Source organism: Nostoc sp. DedQUE12b (genome assembly GCF_034530835.1).
Lineage (GTDB): Bacteria > Cyanobacteriota > Cyanobacteriia > Cyanobacteriales > Nostocaceae > Nostoc.
Window position 1 is genome coordinate 123,957 of record NZ_JAVRCI010000006.1, and the last position, 17,670, is coordinate 141,626.

General features: G+C 42.9%; 17 protein-coding genes. 9 read left to right on the forward strand and 8 right to left on the reverse strand.

Annotation, left to right across the window (positions count from 1 at the left end; all coding sequences use genetic code 11):
- Positions 1 to 74: 74 nt before the first annotated feature.
- Positions 75 to 941, reverse strand: a complete 867-nt coding sequence (locus tag RMY16_RS05165; protein WP_322735447.1) for an SGNH/GDSL hydrolase family protein — start codon at positions 939 to 941, stop codon at positions 75 to 77.
- Here RMY16_RS05165 and RMY16_RS05170 point away from each other — a divergent pair.
- Entirely contained in the window at positions 862 to 1,044 is a 183-nt protein-coding gene (locus RMY16_RS05170) for a hypothetical protein (protein ID WP_322735497.1), read from the forward strand. The two genes, RMY16_RS05165 and RMY16_RS05170, sit on opposite strands and share 80 nt — an antisense overlap.
- Positions 1,045 to 1,055: 11 nt before the next feature.
- Here the strand turns inward: RMY16_RS05170 and RMY16_RS05175 are convergent, their stop codons facing one another.
- Positions 1,056 to 2,411 carry an ammonium transporter gene (locus RMY16_RS05175; RefSeq protein WP_416211647.1) on the reverse strand — a complete coding sequence of 452 codons (1,356 nt, stop codon included), beginning with the start codon at positions 2,409 to 2,411 and terminating at the stop codon, positions 1,056 to 1,058.
- A gap of 335 nt (positions 2,412 to 2,746) precedes the next feature.
- Here RMY16_RS05175 and RMY16_RS05180 point away from each other — a divergent pair, with 335 nt between their 5' ends.
- Positions 2,747 to 2,968, forward strand: a complete 222-nt coding sequence (locus RMY16_RS05180) for a hypothetical protein (RefSeq protein ID WP_322735449.1) — start codon at positions 2,747 to 2,749, stop codon at positions 2,966 to 2,968.
- 179 nt (positions 2,969 to 3,147) lie between these two features.
- Here the strand turns inward: RMY16_RS05180 and RMY16_RS05185 are convergent, their stop codons facing one another.
- The gene (locus RMY16_RS05185) at positions 3,148 to 3,471 is read right to left on the reverse strand and encodes a YnfA family protein (protein WP_322735450.1); all 324 of its coding nucleotides are present in this window, start codon (positions 3,469 to 3,471) and stop codon (positions 3,148 to 3,150) included.
- Positions 3,472 to 3,703: 232 nt separating this feature from the next.
- Here RMY16_RS05185 and RMY16_RS05190 point away from each other — a divergent pair, with 232 nt between their 5' ends.
- Entirely contained in the window at positions 3,704 to 8,392 is a 4,689-nt protein-coding gene (locus RMY16_RS05190; RefSeq protein WP_322735451.1) for a GAF domain-containing protein, read from the forward strand.
- Between the two features lie 3 nt (positions 8,393 to 8,395).
- On the forward strand, positions 8,396 to 8,530 hold the full coding sequence (locus RMY16_RS05195) for a hypothetical protein (protein ID WP_322735452.1): 135 nt from the start codon (positions 8,396 to 8,398) through the stop codon (positions 8,528 to 8,530).
- Between the two features lie 130 nt (positions 8,531 to 8,660).
- Here the strand turns inward: RMY16_RS05195 and RMY16_RS05200 are convergent, their stop codons facing one another.
- Positions 8,661 to 8,801, reverse strand: coding sequence for a hypothetical protein (locus tag RMY16_RS05200; protein ID WP_180277454.1), 141 nt, complete (start codon positions 8,799 to 8,801; stop codon positions 8,661 to 8,663).
- A gap of 108 nt (positions 8,802 to 8,909) precedes the next feature.
- Here RMY16_RS05200 and RMY16_RS05205 point away from each other — a divergent pair, with 108 nt between their 5' ends.
- Together RMY16_RS05205 and RMY16_RS05210 are read left to right on the forward strand one after the other, a co-directional pair.
- Entirely contained in the window at positions 8,910 to 9,110 is a 201-nt protein-coding gene (locus RMY16_RS05205; RefSeq protein ID WP_322735453.1) for a hypothetical protein, read from the forward strand.
- Positions 9,111 to 9,604: 494 nt separating this feature from the next.
- Positions 9,605 to 10,300, forward strand: coding sequence for a hypothetical protein (locus RMY16_RS05210; RefSeq protein WP_322735454.1), 696 nt, complete (start codon positions 9,605 to 9,607; stop codon positions 10,298 to 10,300).
- Positions 10,301 to 10,786: 486 nt separating this feature from the next.
- Here RMY16_RS05210 and RMY16_RS05215 read toward each other — a convergent pair whose 3' ends face one another.
- The gene (locus RMY16_RS05215) at positions 10,787 to 10,963 is read right to left on the reverse strand and encodes a hypothetical protein (protein WP_322735455.1); all 177 of its coding nucleotides are present in this window, start codon (positions 10,961 to 10,963) and stop codon (positions 10,787 to 10,789) included.
- 20 nt (positions 10,964 to 10,983) lie between these two features.
- On the opposite strand from RMY16_RS05215, the gene RMY16_RS05220 reads away from it, so the two are divergent.
- Positions 10,984 to 12,417 carry a vWA domain-containing protein gene (locus RMY16_RS05220; RefSeq protein ID WP_322735456.1) on the forward strand — a complete coding sequence of 478 codons (1,434 nt, stop codon included), beginning with the start codon at positions 10,984 to 10,986 and terminating at the stop codon, positions 12,415 to 12,417.
- 171 nt (positions 12,418 to 12,588) lie between these two features.
- Here RMY16_RS05220 and RMY16_RS05225 read toward each other — a convergent pair whose 3' ends face one another.
- Positions 12,589 to 12,993 (reverse strand): biopolymer transporter ExbD, encoded by a 405-nt coding sequence (locus tag RMY16_RS05225; RefSeq protein WP_322735457.1) that lies wholly within the window; start codon positions 12,991 to 12,993, stop codon positions 12,589 to 12,591.
- Entirely contained in the window at positions 12,971 to 13,639 is a 669-nt protein-coding gene (locus RMY16_RS05230) for a MotA/TolQ/ExbB proton channel family protein (protein ID WP_322735458.1), read from the reverse strand. Before RMY16_RS05230 ends, RMY16_RS05225 begins: the two co-directional genes overlap by 23 nt.
- A 760-nt stretch (positions 13,640 to 14,399) precedes the next feature.
- On the opposite strand from RMY16_RS05230, the gene RMY16_RS05235 reads away from it, so the two are divergent.
- The gene (locus RMY16_RS05235; RefSeq protein WP_322735459.1) at positions 14,400 to 15,233 is read left to right on the forward strand and encodes a hypothetical protein; all 834 of its coding nucleotides are present in this window, start codon (positions 14,400 to 14,402) and stop codon (positions 15,231 to 15,233) included.
- Between the two features lie 5 nt (positions 15,234 to 15,238).
- On the forward strand, positions 15,239 to 15,877 hold the full coding sequence (locus tag RMY16_RS05240) for a ThiF family adenylyltransferase (RefSeq protein ID WP_322735460.1): 639 nt from the start codon (positions 15,239 to 15,241) through the stop codon (positions 15,875 to 15,877).
- A gap of 166 nt (positions 15,878 to 16,043) precedes the next feature.
- On the opposite strand, the gene RMY16_RS05245 is transcribed toward RMY16_RS05240, so the two are convergent.
- Complete coding sequence (locus RMY16_RS05245) at positions 16,044 to 17,546, reverse strand: acyl--CoA ligase (RefSeq protein ID WP_322735461.1); 1,503 nt, start codon at positions 17,544 to 17,546, stop codon at positions 16,044 to 16,046.
- Positions 17,547 to 17,670 lie beyond the last annotated feature (124 nt).

Sequence of the window (17,670 nt, forward strand, 5' to 3'; positions counted from 1 at the left end):
CTAGACGCAATTAATACAGAGTTGTATTCAAAGATATTATCAGAGAGGGGCAAAGGGTAAAGGATTTAATGCCTTTACCCTTTACCCTTTAACCTTTTCCCCTCTTGTTCTTGCTGAGGTTTTAATTCAATCTCGCTATAAATCTGCAATGCAGAACGCCAAACCACATAGCCTTCAGGACTTAAGTGTAAGCCATCAGTAGTAAATTCGCGGCGGAGATTTCCTTGCTTGTTGGTAAACAAGGGATGTAAATCGAGATATTTGACACCTTTTTTGGTAGATATGCTTTGCAGTTGCTGATTTAACTGGCGAATGCGACTATTGGCAACAGCCAGAAGTTTATCTCGTCCTTTCCAAGTTGCTTCTTCTGCGCCATGTGGCAAAATCGATTGGACAACAATTTGCGCTGTGGGATGAGTCTTTCGTAGGTAATTAATAATTTGCCGCTGATTATCTAAAATTTCTCCATTGCTCATCCCCCGAATTAAGTCATTAATGCCAATCATCACAAAAATCACCTCTGGCTGGGTGCGGTCAAATATTTTTAATCTTTTTAAGAGTCCATTACTGGTTTCACCAGAAATTCCTTGGTTCAGCCAATTTTTATCTTCGGGTAATAACTCAGGAGGAAACCACAAACTTAGAGAATCTCCCGCCAGGATAGTTAGATGCGGAGGATGTTGGTCAGCGGCGACCTTAGCTTCTTGGTTGAGGATATCTAACCACTCTTGATAAGTGAGTTGGTGACGGCGACCTAAATCAGGTGTAGCAATTTGCGGTGAATTATTCAGGTTGATTGGCTCTGGGGGTGCGATCATCCCAAAAAAAGCGGCCAATCTCTGCTGTTGCCAAATTAGCAGAATGACCGCCAACATTAGGATGCCGTTGGTTAACAGCGAGAAAAATGCCCAGATAGGAAAGGTTTTTGCAGATGTAGACACGACTAGCGAAATTTACCAATTATTTGAATCAAATTTTAACGCTAGCGATCGCAAATTACACAATCTTAAATTGGGCATTGGGGAAGCAACTGCTAACTCCTAACTCAGCACTCATTACTGAGTAGGACGATCGCCAAACTCGGAGTTATAACCTTCTTCGCCGTGTTCGTTGATATCTAAACCTTGCAATTCTGCTTCCTCTTTGACTCGCAGCCCGACTGTAGCATCGATAACTTTGAGAATAATCCACGTACCAACACCTGCGATCACATAAGCAATGGCAATTGCTACTAGTTCAACTCCCAATTCACCAAAATTACCGCGTAACACTCCCTCTTTACCTGCTCCGTTGACTTGAGTAGTGGCAAAGATAGCCGTTAAAATGGCTCCCACTGTACCACCAACGCCATGCACAGGAAAGGTATCTAAAGCATCGTCAATTTCTAGCTTGTGCTTGAAGCTGATCGCATAAAAGCAAACAAAGGCGGTAATGAAACCAATTAAAATCGCTGATAGCGGTGTGACAAATCCGGCGGCGGGAGTGATGCCCACCAAACCAGCAACGGCTCCTGTCGCTGCTCCTACGGCGGTTGGTTTACCCCGTAAAACAGCTTCCAAAATTAGCCACATTAAAGTTGCTGCCGCCGCCGACGTATTGGTGGCGACAAAGGCTGTTGTTGCCACATTGGTGACTAAGTTACCAGAAGTTCCACTAGCAACCGATAGGGCACTGCCAGCGTTGAAACCGAACCAACCAAACCACAGCAAACCAGCACCAAGCAAAATGAAGGGGACATTGTGCGGCGGACTAAGGCGATCAGGATGGGTTTTCCGAGGACCAAGGACGATCGCAGCTACCAGGGCTGAAACGCCAGAACTAATATGAACGACTGTGCCACCTGCAAAGTCGAGGGCACCCAAACCACCATACAAACCTAAAAATCCACCTTTCGCCCATACCATGTGGGCCAGAGGTGCGTAAATAAAGGTTGACCATAGTAAAACAAACAACGAATAGGCGCGGAAACTCATTCGTTCTGCGATCGCCCCAGAAATTAAGGCTGGGGTGATAATCGCAAACATGGCTTGGTAGATCGTGAATGCCTGGTGGGGTATTGTTCCGGCATAAGAAACAACTTCCGCCGGGTTTGACCCTTTGAGATAATCTGTTGTTTCTAACCCCACACCATTCAACCCGAACCATTGCAATCCACCGATAAACGGTAAACCTGGCGCAAAGGAAAGACTGTAGCCCCACAGAATCCAGGTAACTCCCACGATCGCCATCAACACAAAGCTCATCATCAATGTGTTTAGGATATTGCGCGATCGCACAAATCCACCATAAAAGAACGCCAATCCTGGTGTCATTAACAGCACAAGTGCTGATGAAATCAGCATAAATGCTGTATCTCCAGTATCAGCGGTAGGCGGGGCAACAGTTGGGGTTTGGGCAAAAGCATTGCCCATCAACGGCCCTCCTAAAAACAGTAGGGTGATAGCTCCAATCATCACAACTTTCTTCAACACTTTTTTTTCTTCCTAAGCACCAACAATTTGTATCCTTAACTACATTTGATTACTTTTATTGACACATTTTTGTCTTGAAAGTTACTGAACCTGAATTTTCTTGAGATGTTAACAAAAATATAATCCAGATTGTAGTTGCCAAGATTTAAATTATCGTATAAACACGCAATCATTACATTGCATCTTTTTTTTTGAAGAATAGAAGAATAGTATTTTATTCAAGCTGGGCAAAATTACGAATTTTTAGTTACCTACTGTTACAAACCAAAATAATTGTGATATTTGACGAATATTGTAAATTATTGTCAGTATTTTTCGATAATTTGCACAAATATGCAGCAGATTTAAACTTCTCGTGCGATCGCGAACAGGGCGTCGAAGACAGAGGCTACGCCAATATGAGGTACAGAAATACCCTACTTGTGCGATCGCGATCGTCTTTTAGAGAAGAGAGAAGCAAATTGCGTGAGCGTTGGGGAGGACGATACCTCATGTAGTTGCAAAATGCTACATCATGAGTTCTCTTTATATCTCCCGCATAAACGCGTAGACATGTAGATGCCTACTTTTGACAGGTTAGTTGCTAAAAAACTTTTGCAATTTTGCGTGAGATTATTATCTGTTTCAAAGGGAACACAATAAAGGTTATTAGTTGCCAATAATATAGAAATTTTACTTAAGTTCTAGGAGCAAACATGATAATTAAAACACTTATTAAAGCTAAACATCCTCCAATAAAGTCGTAGCGGTCTGGAGTTACCCCGTCTACTTTCCAACCCCAAAGCATTGCCATTGCGATAAACACGCCGCCATAAGCCGCGTACACTCTGCCAAAATTTGTTGGTTGGAGAGTTGCAATAACCCCATAGAAAGCTAAAGCAATTCCCCCCAATATGCCCAACCAGGACGGCTTACCTTCGCGCAACCACAACCAGATTAAGTAGCCGCCCCCAATTTCCAATAAACCAGCCCACAAAAAATACAGCAGGGACTTAATCATTTGATCGATTATTTAACAACATATAACTCAGTAAAATTACGCTAACGCTTTTAAGTAAACTCTTGTCATTAATTAAAGGTAAGTTTGTTGACCAAATTGGGCATGGGGCACAAAAGGCAGAGGTGCAAAAGGGCAGAGGGGCAGAGGGGCAACTTACGGCAACTTCTCCTCTCCTCCCCTGCTCCCTTATCCCTCCACTCCCCACTCCCCAGAATGTAGATAAGGCTCAAGGATGAAAGCACTATTACCTGACAACGAAGCCCAGAGAATCGAGGCAATTTTGCAGTATAAGATTCTCGATACGCCATCGGAAGCCACCTTTGATGATCTGACTCGTTTAGCCTCGTATATTTGTCAGACTCCTATAGCCTTAATTAGCTTAATTGATACAAATCGCCAATGGTTCAAGTCAAAAGTCGGTTTGGATGCCTCAGAAACGCACCGAGATTTCGCATTCTGTGCCCATGCCATTCTCCAGCCTGATATTTTTATCGTCCCTGATGCAAAAGATGACGAACGGTTTGCAACAAATCCACTGGTGACATCTGACCCAAATATTCGGTTTTATGCTGGTGTACCTTTAACTAACCCTGAAGGATACGCCCTCGGAACCCTGTGTGTAATTGACTACGTACCACGAGAACTTAATCCAGAACAAATAGAGGCTTTACGAACTTTAGGTCGTCAAGTCATCAAGCAACTGGAATTGCGCCGAAATTTAGCAAGTTTGGCACTTGTTACTAAGAAAAGCAACCAGCCACAGATGGTACGCAAGCAATTTTTTAAAAAGATTGCAGCAAGTTTTGGTTTGTCGTCGGTAATTTTAGTTCTGATTGGGGTGTTTTCTTATCAAAATACAAGAGTATTTACTAATTTTAATCGCAGTATAGTAAAACATACTTATAAAAAACTTAACAGCCTAGAGAAAATACTGTTCCAGGTAAAGGATGCTGAGATTGGACAACGTAGTTACATCTTCACTGGAGAAAAACTTTATCTAAAATCGTATCAAACAGCACTTAGTAATGTCGATCAAGAAATTGCCAATTTAAAGAATTTAACAGCAACTCAACCGAATCAACAAAAGCAGATTGCAACGCTTGAATTTCTGATAACGGCTAAACTTACTGAACTAAAACAGACTATCGACTTGCGGCAGAACAAGGGATTAGAGGCGGCGTTGCAAGTACTACTGAAAAATGATCGACAAAATCTCATGGATGATATCCGTAAGGCAATCAATGAGATGGAAAACGAGAATAGGGGACGAATTAGACAGCAGTCACAAGCAGCAAAGACTTGGACTCGGAACACAATTCTGATACTGGCGATCGCTATTTGCCTAAGTTTTATCGTTCTTGCTGTAGTCTACTACTTGATTTATCGTGAGGTTATAGAGCGGAAGAGGACAGAAGAAACCTTAAATCAACAACGCAACTTTATCTCAGCAGTCCTTGATACAGTCGGTGCTTTGGTAATAGTTCTTGATTCTCAAGGGCAAATCGTTCGTTTCAATCAAGCTTGTGAGCAAATGACTGGTTACTCCTTTGATGAAGTCAGAGGTAGGTGTTGCTGGAACTTGTTCCTCATTCCTGAAGAAGTGGAGCCGGTCAAAGCAGTTTTCGAGCAGATGCTATCTGGTCAATTATTCAATGAGTACGAAAATTATTGGGTAATGAAGAATGGTAGTCGGCGGCTGATTGCCTGGTCGAATACCAATTTAAAAGACTATGAGGGCTGTGTTGAGTACATTGTCGGTACTGGTATTGACATTACCGATGCCAAACGGACACAACAGCATCTGACTGCACAATATGCTGCAACCCGCGTTTTAGCGGAGTCTGCCACAATTAGCGAAGCTACTCGCCAAATATTGCAAGGAATCTGTGAGAGTTTGGCATGGGATTTGGGTGAAATTTGGATGATAGATGAGCAAGCAAATGTGCTGCATTTTCTCGATATCTGGCATAAAGCATCCCTTGAGATGCAAGAGTTTGAAATACTGAAGCGGCAAACTACCTTTGCACCCGGAATTGGACTACCTGGAAGGGTTTGGGCTAGTTCTGAATCGGTTTGGATTGCTGATATCGCTAAAATTAATTTCCCTAACTTCAAAATAGCTGCTCAAGTAGGACTACACGCAGCTTTTGGTTTTCCGATCCGCAGCGGTAACAAAATCCTCGGTGTCATTACCTGCTTCAACCGTGAAATCCAGCTCCTTGACGAAGATTTAGTAAAAACGATGAATTCTATCGGCGAGCAAGTGGGGCAATTTATCCAGCGTAAACAGGCTGAAGAAGAAATACAACGCCAAAATTTGCGATCGCAACTATTTACCGAAATCACCCTGAAGATTCGTCAGTCTTTGGACATCGAAGAAATTCTCCAAATCACTGTCGAAGAGGTACAAAAGATTCTCCAGACTGACCGAGTTTTAATCTATCAGCTGATGCCAGATCAGTCTGCAAATAACGTTATTGAAGCAGTAGTTTCTGGCTTACCAGCAATCAAAGAGCAAAACAACACCGCCCCCTACTTTGAAGCAGAATATCTGCAACAGTACTATTTACACCAGTACCGTCAAGGCAAGATTTTCGGACTGGATAACTTGGATCTCCTGGAAGTTGAACAAAGCCATCTGGAATTAATGCAACAGTTTGGGGTCAAAGTCAATTTGGTTGTGCCTATTCTTGTTAAAGAAGAACTTCGCGGTTTGCTCATAGTTCATCAATGTGACGATTCCCACCACTGGTCTAACTTTGAAACCGATCTTTTGCGGCAAATAGCCGACCAAGTAGGTATTGCTTTAACCCAAGCCCAACTATTAGCCGCAGAAACTCATCAGCGACAAGAACTTGAAATTGCCCGTCGCCAAGCCGAATTAGCTTCTCAGACGAAAAGTGCCTTTTTGGCAAATATCAGTCATGAAATTCGCACTCCGATGAATGCTGTATTGGGGATGACTAGTTTGGTGTTAGATACTCCTTTAGACGAAGAACAGCGAGATTTTATTGAAATAATTCGCAGTAGTGGAGACGCTCTTTTAAGTTTAATCAACGAAATTTTGGATCTTTCCAAACTTGAGGCTGGAGAGATGGCTCTCGAAACTCTCGATTTTGACCTATCCACTTGTGTAGAAGAAGTGGTGGAATTATTGGCTCCCTCAGCCCATAACAAGGGATTAGAAATTGCTGCAATAATCGATCGCAACGTCCCCACTCAACTCAAAGGAGATACTGGTAGGTTGCGGCAAATTTTGATGAACTTAATCAGCAACGCGATCAAGTTTACCGGCGCTGGCGAGGTATTAGTGCAAGCCGAATTGCGTACGCTTTCTCCGACTACAGCCACTATCCATTTTGCGATTACAGATACAGGTCTTGGCATTAGCCCTGAAGACCAACGCAAACTCTTTACACCATTTACCCAAGTGGATGCTTCGACCACTCGCAAGTATGGTGGTACAGGTTTAGGATTAGCCATCTGTAAACAACTTGTAACCTTGATGGGAGGAGCGATCGGGGTAGAAAGTCAGATGGACAAAGGATCTAAGTTTTGGTTTGAGTTGCTTTTTACCAAACAAGTTGAGCCTGTTGAGCCAAAATGCGAGCGCGGACTTTTGCAAAATCGCCGCTTATTGGTAGTGGATAACAACACTACTAATTATAAAATTATCGCCCATCAAGCTACTCATTGGGGAATGGAGGTAGATCGAGTTGACAGTATTGCTGCGGCCGTTAAAGTTATTCAGCAAGCTAGCGAGCAGGGTAAATCATATCATGTTGCCTTGGTTGATATGCAAATACCCCAAACAAATGGCATGACAATAAAAGAACAAATTCCAGCCAATTCTGCAATTGCTAAGATCCCTTTGATTATGCTCGCCTCTACTAATCAACGAGATGAAGTGCAACAGGCGCTCAAAATCGGATTTGCTACTTATTTATTCAAACCCATTAAGCCATTACGGCTCCTTGATGCCATCATAAATATTTTAGAAACTCAGCCGGAATCAGAAGAAGGGTGTAGAGGCAGGAAGCTAGAGGCTACAGAAGAAATTTCGAGTACAGAAACTCTAGGGATTCTGACTTCTTCCCCTAACCCCTCTCCTAAATCCAAGTTAAGAATTCTGTTAGCCGAAGATAATTTGGTGAATCAAAAAGTAGCGTTGAAGCAACTCCAGAGTTTGGGCTACAAAGCCGATGTCGTTGCTAATGGAAAAGAAGTTTTGCAGCTCTTAGAAAAAATTCCTTACGATTTGATTTTAATGGATTGCCAAATGCCAATTCTCGACGGTTTGGAAACCACAAAAGAAATTCATCGTTGGCAAGAAGATGCTTTTGCATTGGGTCATCGTCCTGTGGTGATTGCGATGACAGCTAATGTGATGAAAGAAGACGAACAAACTTGTCTAAATGCCGGAATGGATGACTATTTGAGTAAGCCAGTATTTAAAGAAAAATTGGCACAGACTTTAGAGCATTGGACAGGTGTGATCGTTTCACAGCAAGAGGCAGGTGTATATGAACAGACAGTTTCCACTGACTTAGCAATTGATTGGGAACACTTGCATCAGATATCGGGCAATGATGAAGAATTTGAATTAAATTTATTGCAAATATGCGTTGAAGATATTAAACCCCGTTTAGAGATAATTAAAGCAGCGATCGCCGCTGATGACTTTGGGCAAATAGCGCGAGAAACTCATCACCTTAAAGGTGCTAGTGCCAACATTGGAGCCACAGCTATGTACTTAGCAACTGACAAACTAGAACAACTAGCTAGCGATCGAAACCTTAAAGGTACTACTAATTTAATTTTAGAATTAGAAGAATTTGTCAACTGCATTCAATATTTTTTAATTAAAAACAAAGTCGTGAAGAAGGCAGGGAGCAGCCGATCACTAAGTGACTTGCCTTGACTTGTGGCGAGCATCTCGACTTACTTCAACTACGCTCAGTATAAGTCGCTCGATGAAGCCGGAGCCGAGGTAGCGAAGTCGAAAGGAATCGAAGTGAGGCAAGAGGTTGCTAATGCTGTCGGGCGATGGCTTTCATGAACACTACATCAAGGACAATTGCCCGATCCATCCCGACACTTGACATTATGTATTTTGCATATTACATTTGTAATATCAATAAAAACCTCCTCAAAAGCATTGCAATAATGCTTTCCTTGGGTCTGTAGCTCTAACGGTAGAGTTCCCAGATGTCACTTGTGCCCTGACAGAAAAAGCTTACATACTTGCTCAATGGTAGAGCGATCGTCTCTAAAACGATAAGTTGCAGGTTCAATTCCTGCGGTGTAACCACAGCTTTTTCAACTTGCATGAGGTGTGAGTGTAACTCTCACAGGGAGGGTATCGGTTCAATCCCGATCAGATCCACTAATACGAATTCGTAATTCGTAATTCGTAATTAAAACAGGAGGTGATTGGAATGGTTCATATTCGATTTGAAGGACGTTCTGTTGATGTGCCAAAAACACAATTGGGAATTGCAGCAGGGATGAACGATCTGGCGGTGAAAGAGCGCGTTGCTCGACATTTAGATGTGAATAGCGATCGCCTTTCTACTTACGTAATCGATCGCCGTCCTAGTGGCGATTTGATCGTCCGCCCTGAAGCTGTCTATGGTTAAATTTTTGAGTCATCCGTGTCCTAACAGAAGAAGCATACATACACATTCATAACGGCCCTAAGGTAGTAAAGTTCGAGCGATCGGACTAAGCGAAGCATGATTTCTAAGTCTCTTGCAGATTTAGCGTGCGTGCCCACTGCCAATATTTGGTAAGAGCGGCCGTAGCTGTAAAAATCTTCTTAAACTTGCACGGAATGATTTAAGACTCAATTCTGCGCCCTAACTTGTGAAGTCTACACACACTCCGGCAACGGAATGCAGGTACCCTGCGGGAACGCTACGCGAACGATTCCTGCCGCTCCCGCTAATGGGAGCGTAGCCAAACTGGTAAAGGCAATCGTGAAAACTGCTTTGCTAACTTGCGCGGAATTTCAATTATTTAAATCGTATTTATCTATAACCTTTACTCAATACTGAGGTGAGTTCAATGATGTTAGCTAACTCATGTTTAATAACAACTCAATTAGCACAACTGCATTTAAACAACGTGAGATATGAGCGAACATCGTTTGAGCGAAATTGTGATTGAGCGTCCTCGCGGTGGAAGGAGAATTAGCCTCAAAAAGGTGACTGGCTTTAAGAAGCAATTATACAAAATCACCCAGGATGCAATTCAGGATGGATTGTTGAATTCCTACCTGATTAAACCAATAAATAAATCTAAGTATCTTTCAGATCATCTCGGCCCCTTGCGTCGGTTTTTACGCTCAAAAGTCGGACAGCCTTGGAATGACGTTTACAGCCAATTGTGTCAACGATTAGATTCCAGCACAATGGCAGGACAGCATTTTATCGATCATGTGTGGGACTACGTTGAACGGCATGTGGAAATAATTGATGGTGGTTTTTATAGCAAGCCTTATCAAGGGTATCGAAATCAGCTAGATGGAAGCCATCGCGATCGCTTCTATATCCATCCTGAAACCGGAATTCTTTGTGCAGCCGAGAAAGTGCCTCGAAAGCAGAAGCTAAAGCAGGAACAAACTGATATTGTCATCATTGATAATTATCATCAATACCAGAAGCTAAACGAGATTTGGTATTTAATTACCTTTGAAGATTTTCCACCACCACCAACTGATTATGTGACGGATATTGTGAAAGGTATAATTCATCGTTCTGCCGCAATGTATAGAGGTCGAATGATTTACGCTGTTAGCAAACAGCAGTGTAACAAGAAAGAAATTTGATTTATTTTAAATCAACTTTCTAAAAACTAAAATTTTCACTTCGTGCCCTAACTGGAGAAGCTTACATACTAGCCGAATGGTACAGGCACTTGACTCTAGATCAAGCGATTACGGGTTCAAATCCCGTGTGTGAATCAACAGCTTTTTTGACTTGCACGAGGTGATCTTATTTCATTTCAATATGGAGGTGAGAAGGATGAAGAAGATTAATTCTTTCAACATCGAGCCTGAAGATTTCGACGATTTCTGCTTTTGAACCATCGAGCAAACGTCGTCGTGGCTACCCATCTGAAAAAGCTGTTAAACGTGGCAATCGCCTTGTTCATGGCGACAAGGAACTACAAGAAAAGCTTGGTAACAATGACCTTTGTCTTTGTGGTTCTGGTCGCTGCTTTCAAAAACTGCTGTCGCAATAGCGGCAGATATGATGGCAGCTTACGCAGCTACTACTTTTAGGGAGTAGTACCAACGATTTCGATACTTACATCAAATTTCTAATTGGCAGTTGTTGCCGCGCCCCGATCGCAGAAGCTTACATAACTCGGCACAAGTTATACACAATGCTTCTACAACTTGCGCGGTGATATCGCCTCGCGTGCAACATCTGCCTCCTTCAATTTTAGATTTTGGATTTTCGATTGCAATCCAAAATCGTAAATCCAAAATTATTAAAGGAGGTTCCCATGAATACCGCAGAACGTGACTTGCGTTTAGAAATGCTCAACAGTTTGCTGACAACTCCTCACCGCAAACTTGAGCAAGTCACAGAAATTCATCAGTTAATTGTTGAACTCGATCCCATCTTCTACGGACATCTGGCAGTCTGGTATCAGCATCATGGTGATGTCCGTGACCACAAAGAAGTGTTTCTTGCTTACTTATTAACTAGCAATTTAACTGAACACCGAGATGCTGGATTTATGATGCTGCAAGAGTTTCCACCCTATCAGGTGGCTCGTGTGGTGGACTTCATGAAGCAGCAGCAAAACAAGCTACCTCGTTCGGCTCGGACTGCGGTACGGCGTTACTTAAAGACACGGGAGAGTAATCCGGCTCTGTTTGATCGCGCCGCTTTGCGAGGTCGTAAGGCTATGAAGCACTTATATGCTTCACTGCACATCAAACCAAATGAGCGGGCAAATGCGATTCTGTTTGGTGGTACTCCTCCAGAGGGTTCCTTAGCAAATGTGCTGAAGCAGCTTGCGAAGGCTGAAAATGCCGCAGAACAGGCACGGCTGATTGTGGAGTTCAAAATTCCATACACGATCGCAATTGGTGCAATCAAGCAACTCACACCAGTTGTATTGGTGGCGTTGATCAATAGCATGTCTCCCCAAGAAGCGATCAACAACCTCAAGTCTCTCCAGACTAGAGGTGCAATGGATCACCCAGAAGTTAAAAAGCTGATTGATTCCAAGCTGGAATTAGCGTATAAGAGTGGGCGTGTCTCAGCATTCAAAGCACAGATTGCAACAGACGCAGGAGATTTTGACGCAGACACCGTTGCTCGACTGGAAAAGGTGACAAACGAGCAGGTGAAACGGCGTGGTGCGATCGCTCGTCCAACTGCTTTATTGGTGGACAAGTCTGGTTCAATGGAAAATGCGATCGCGACGGGTTTGCAACTCGCTGCCCTAATCTCTGGTATCACTCAGGCAGAACTGTTTGTCTACGCTTTCGACACCATTCCTTACGCTGTTACGGCAAAGGGCAAGGAGTTGACTGACTGGGAGCGTGCCTTCCAGCACATCAATGCAGGTGGTGGCACTAGCATCGGTTGTGCATTGGAAGCAATGCGGAAGAAGAAACAGGTAGTTGACCAGATAATTTTGGTGACGGATGAGGGCGAAAATGCTGCTCCTTATTTCGGTGAAGTCTACAAGAACTACTGCCGGGAGTTGGCGATAATGCCCAATGTGGTGATTGTCCGCGTGGGTACTCATTACAACTGGGTAGAGAGTCAACTGAAGCAGCAGCAAGCACCTGTAGATACGTTCACTTTTGCGGGTGACTACTACAGTTTGCCGAACATCGTCCCACTGTTAACGCGCCCCTCTCGTCTGGATTTGCTGATGGAGATTTTGGATATGCCGTTGCCTGTGCGGGATGATAAGTAGGTTCTAAAGTATGACAATGCTTATTATCATAAATAGTAAGCATTGAATTTTTTCAATGTTACCTACTTGCACTTTTTTCAAGCCAAGCAACTAAATAAGAAATATTTGAAAACTCTAAAAACTCTTCTCAGTTTGAGTTTACCTGTTGGGATTTTGGCAACACAAAGAGCTTTATTGCCTTTGAGTCGCGATCGCCAGCCTTGTACCAGGAACTTTTCGCACCTTATCCATTACACTTACCGCCAGTCCCATATTTGCTTTTTCATCGGCATTAATCACTACTAATACATTTTGATTACTGCCAACTAAAGTACGTATTTTTTCTGTCATAGCATCAAAAGTAGTTGGTTGGCGATTTAAGCTTACTTCTCCTTGTGAGTTGATCGTAACTGTAATTTTCTGTGGGGTTTGTGATTGTTGTCCAGTGCTAGCTTTAGGTAAATTTACTGGCAGCCCTTCGGAATTAGTTAAAAACAAAGTCGAGATAACAAAAAACGTCAAAAGAGTGAAAACTACATCAAGTAATGGCACAATGTTAATTTGTGCCGGAATATTAGGTTCTTTGGGTAACTTCATAAGCTTTTTCTGTTGGTTGAAAACGACGAAGGTAGATTAGTTCTAAGTGTCCGCCATACTCCTCAATACGTTCTATTTCTCTGTTGTATAAGCCTCTAAAAATACTGGCAAATGTGAGTGTCATAATACCTACTAACAATCCGAATGAAGTAGCTATTAAATCTTCACTAATACCTGCCGTCAAACCAGCTTTATTGGTAGCACCAAGATTACCAATATTTAAAGATGCAAAAGTTGTCATCAACCCAAATATTGTTCCCTGAAGACCAAGTAAAGGTGCAAGTCCAACAATTGTGTCAAAAATATGATTAAAACGCTTAAGTAACGACATCTCAACTTTGGCTTCAGTTTCCAATGCCAAACGAAACTCTTCTGGAGTCGGGTTCTCAAGTTCTAAAGTAAAAATAAAAATGCGGGCTATGGGTAAATCAATATTTTTTCGTAGTTTTTCTATAGCGCCAACTACATTATTTAAACGGTACAAATTCAAAACATCTCGTGCTACACGCTGTTGACGATTATAAATTTTCCACCAAAAGATTGTACGCTCGGCAGCTAAAGCTATTGCCAAAATCGAGCAGAAGAGCAGAGGCCACATGACAGCACCGCCTGCTTCAAACAATTCACGTATTCCACCTAGTTCCATCTAGTCCCTTTAAATTTATGCAAATAACTCAAGAACAATTATCAATAAAATACCATGCTGTTGAGATAATTTGTCAATATTTGTTCAAATTATACATATTCTAAAGTTCGGTGAAGTCTATAGAACTTATGCATTGACAAAGACAGCCAACTGTGAATTACCTCTCGTTACAAGGCTCTGCCTCTTATCAAACAAGTAGGCAGTAGCCCACCTTGATTGCATTCCCAGGCACAGCCTGGGAACGAGTCAGGGTAAGACTTTTAGTTTAACAGGCTAACTCTTCACATAATGGTCAATGTGTAAAGTGCGTAAGTCCTAGAAACTGCCAAGTTTATGCATATATCTATGAGACCATTTATAAAATAAATCTTACCGATTGACTGTCTGCGGCGATCGCTCTACTCCAAAATCCCTATTTTCATCTCTTCTAATTTTATGTAGTGTGTTGTATTATATTAATATCCTGCGTGCCCCAACTCTTGGAGCCTACATACTAGTACGAGAGGAAAAGTAACACTGTCAAATACAGTGGGCGTGTGTGAACGGGGAGTGCGAAGAACCTGGGAGGTAGGCTTAAAAGTAGCCATCCTTGAAAGAGTGTGCAACAACTCACCAGCGGAGTCCCTCTAGTAACTGAGAACACGCAATGCTCCACCAACTTGCACGCAGAATTATATTAATTCGTAATTAAGAAAGTTAGATTTCATCACGGTTTCTAGGGTTGCATTGGTAGCCTTCTTTTTGAAAATTAGTATTAGTTATGACTAACATATTTAAGCTAATCAACCAAATTGCGATCGCACAAGCACAATTGTCTACAACCCAATTCCTCGCGCCCTGTGTCAAAGGTGGACGAGTTCGCACACGGGTAGCCGGGATGATCTACACCTTCAGTCCAAAGCCTAGTAAATTTGAGGGTTGGGGCATCTTTCAGGCTGTGGATGAAAAAACAGCAACGGTTGTAGAAGAAGCAGACTTGCCCCAGATTACAGAATATCTGCAACACTTTCCCCAAATACGACTGCGGTTAGCACATCAACTGCAAAAACAAACTTGGTTAGCATACCCTGTAAATGAAGTAGATATGCGTCAACGGTTGAAGATAGTTAAGCCGATCGCAGTCCACTTAGTTACCGAGGGCGTTACCTTTGAGCAAATTATTGCCCGTTGGAATGGACAGTCTTGCTGGTTTGAGGAAGTAGATCGCCGTACCGATCCGGCAATTTCTGAAACTCTGCAATCTGCTGTTAAGCAACTCACTTCTGCTGAGGAATTACAGTTTAAGGGTATTACTCCAGAAATCCGCACAGTGTATGAATTAGCAACGCGGCGCATTGAAGGCTTTACTCAACCCCAACAGGATGAAAAGCGACTGAAAAAGGCATTGCAAATGGGTGGCGGTGAATTAAATCAATTCCACGATCGCGGCGATTATTGGACAGTCGATTGGACAACCGCTGATGGTGTTCGCCACACCAGTGCGATCGCTAAAACTGACTTGACTGTTGTCAGTTCTGGCATTTGTCTGAGTGGACGCGATCGCGATTTTGACTTGCAATCCTTAGTGGGTGTCATGGAAAAACAAGAGTGGTGAGGACAATGAGTATCTTTTTTCACGAACAGCTTTACCGCAGCAATACTGTGATGGCAAAGCTAAAGAGCTATCCTGTAACCATTTGTGGCGCTGGAGCATTAGGAGCTAACATCGCGGAAAACTTAGCTCGGTCTGGTTTTGATAAACTTACAGTAATAGATCGCGATCGCATTGAGGAGCGTAACCTTTCGACTCAGCCTTATTACCGTTCCGATGTTGGAGCGTTCAAAGCGAAAATTTTGGCAAACAATTTATATCGAGCAATTGGTACTAAAGTTGATGCCAAAACAAAGGAGTTGACATCAGCAAATACAAATCAATTACTTCAAGACAGCCAGCTAATTATCGATGTCTTTGACAATAGCGTGGCACGTCAAGCAGTGAAAGATTATGCTGAGAAATTAAGCGTACCCTGCCTTCATGCTGGACTATCAGCAGATTATGCAGAAGTGATTTGGAATGACGTTTATCGCGTTCCTTCTGAGGTTAATGATGATGTCTGTGATTATCCCCTGACACGAAACTTAGTAATGTTAACCGTAGCTGTGGCGTGTGAAGCGATCGTTTCATTTGTTGCCACAGGAGAACAGCGTAACTTCAGTATCACGCAGAAGGATCTGACTGTTCAATCTCTGTTTTTGTAGAAGGTACTTGTCCCGCTGCCACGCTCGTGGCTGAAAATGAAAAATGTTTAAGTTTAGCGATCCCCATCTCGCAATTGCTGATACCAATTCACGAAATTACTGATACAAATCACTTCCTCTGCTTTCTATGCTCCCCTGCTCCTCTGCTCCTCTGCTCCTTTACTCCCTACTCCCCTATATTCAGCAATTTCGCCATCGCCAACCGTTGCAGTTTACCGGTAGCACCACGAGGTAGTCGATCTAAAATGTGAATTTGCCTGGGAACTTTGAAGTCTGCCAGCATAGTTGCACAGTGAGCTAAAAGTTCTTTTTCACCAACTTCTGCTTTCAGAACCACAGCCGCGTGGATATCTTCTCCTAAAGATTTGTGGGGGACGGCAAAGGCTAAGGCTTCGGCGACGGCGGGATGGCGTAGCAAGACATCATCCACTTCTAAAGGAGAAATCTTTTCCCCACCCCGGTTAATCAATTCTTTAATCCGTCCAGTTAAGCGGAGGTAGCCGTCTGCGTCAACTGCACCTTGATCTCCTGTACGGAACCAACCGTTCACAAAAGCAGTGGCGTTAGCTTCTGGATTGTTTTCGTAGCCATCTATAACATTGGGTGCTTTTACCACCACCTCGCCCAAGCTTTCCTTAGATAATAGGTTGCCTTCAGAGTCCATAATGCCCACTTCCACACCGAAGCCATAACCTACAGTACCTGGTTTCCTAACTTTTGGCGGTAGGGGATTGGTGGTCATTAAGTGAGATGCTTCAGTCATACTGTAAGATTCCACTACAGGAACATTAAGAGTTGCCTCTAGCTGTTCAATGATAATCGGCGGCAAGGAAGCGCTACTAGAGCGAATGAAACGAAAGCGGTTAGCTTTGACAATTTCTATGTTGCGGTTAGCACGCGCCAAAATTGTCTGGTGCATGGTTGGCGCTGCGGAGTACCAGGTAGGTTTGTAGATATCTACCAGTTTCCAAAACTCCAAGGCATTAAAACCATTGGGACAAACTAATGTACCACCCGAAGCCAGAGTTGCCAGCAAACAGCCCACCAATCCGTGAACATGGAACAAGGGCATTAGGCAAAGTGTAGTATCAGCTGCTGTGAGTGAGTAAGCACTAATCAGGTTGCCGGCTGAAGCGATTAAGTTGCGATGACGAATCGGCACACGCTTGGGACGACTGGTAGTGCCGCTAGTGTGGAGAATCATCGCTATATCATCAGCGTTAGGGGCTATGGGATTCGCAGATTCTGCTGGTTCTAAACCTGTTTTGACTGATTCAAAGCTTAATGTGCCGTCAGTATTTATCTTGGCATTAATCAGTATCATGTCAGGTGTGACACTAGCAATGGCTGCTTCTGACCCCTCAAACAACGTAATCAGTGCTTTTGCTTGGGTATCTTGATAGTAAAAGGCAAATTCTTCTTGTTTGTATTTGGGATTTAAGGGTGCAGCAGTGCCACATAGGGCAGCAGCCAAAAAGCTAATCGCCATTGGTGAACCGTTAGTCATGGCAATGGCAATGCGTTCTCCCCGTTTCAATCCAAAGCTGTTGAGTTGAGATACCAGTCCAATAACATTCTCGCGTAATTGCTTATAGGTTAGCGATCGCCCTTCAGGGGTAACTAAAGCTGGATGATTGTCTTCCCCTACTAAAAGCTCAAATAAATTCATTAGTTTTTCTTACTTGTAAATACATGATTTAGCTTAAACAAAAAATTGTTACTTAGCTTTGAGTTATCAGAGAATGCTAAAATGCTGTTATTAGCAACAATGTTTTAAATATCTTCATAACAAT

What these genes read in the sequence shown, in the direction of transcription:
- RMY16_RS05170 (WP_322735497.1), top strand. Translation starts at nt 862, where the DNA reads ATGACCGCCAACATTAGGATGCCGTTGGTTAACAGCGAGAAAAATGCC.
- RMY16_RS05200 (WP_180277454.1), bottom strand. Translation starts at nt 8,801, where the DNA reads ATGCAAGTTGAAAAAGCTGTGGTTACACCGCAGGAATTGAACCTGCAA.
- RMY16_RS05225 (WP_322735457.1), bottom strand. Translation starts at nt 12,993, where the DNA reads ATGAAGTTACCCAAAGAACCTAATATTCCGGCACAAATTAACATTGTG.
- RMY16_RS05235 (WP_322735459.1), top strand. Translation starts at nt 14,400, where the DNA reads ATGACTAACATATTTAAGCTAATCAACCAAATTGCGATCGCACAAGCA.
- RMY16_RS05205 (WP_322735453.1), top strand. Translation starts at nt 8,910, where the DNA reads ATGGTTCATATTCGATTTGAAGGACGTTCTGTTGATGTGCCAAAAACA.
- RMY16_RS05185 (WP_322735450.1), bottom strand. Translation starts at nt 3,471, where the DNA reads ATGATTAAGTCCCTGCTGTATTTTTTGTGGGCTGGTTTATTGGAAATT.
- RMY16_RS05175 (WP_416211647.1), bottom strand. Translation starts at nt 2,411, where the DNA reads ATGGGCAATGCTTTTGCCCAAACCCCAACTGTTGCCCCGCCTACCGCT.
- RMY16_RS05190 (WP_322735451.1), top strand. Translation starts at nt 3,704, where the DNA reads ATGAAAGCACTATTACCTGACAACGAAGCCCAGAGAATCGAGGCAATT.
- RMY16_RS05230 (WP_322735458.1), bottom strand. Translation starts at nt 13,639, where the DNA reads ATGGAACTAGGTGGAATACGTGAATTGTTTGAAGCAGGCGGTGCTGTC.
- RMY16_RS05240 (WP_322735460.1), top strand. Translation starts at nt 15,239, where the DNA reads ATGAGTATCTTTTTTCACGAACAGCTTTACCGCAGCAATACTGTGATG.
- RMY16_RS05245 (WP_322735461.1), bottom strand. Translation starts at nt 17,546, where the DNA reads ATGAATTTATTTGAGCTTTTAGTAGGGGAAGACAATCATCCAGCTTTA.
- RMY16_RS05210 (WP_322735454.1), top strand. Translation starts at nt 9,605, where the DNA reads ATGAGCGAACATCGTTTGAGCGAAATTGTGATTGAGCGTCCTCGCGGT.
- RMY16_RS05220 (WP_322735456.1), top strand. Translation starts at nt 10,984, where the DNA reads ATGAATACCGCAGAACGTGACTTGCGTTTAGAAATGCTCAACAGTTTG.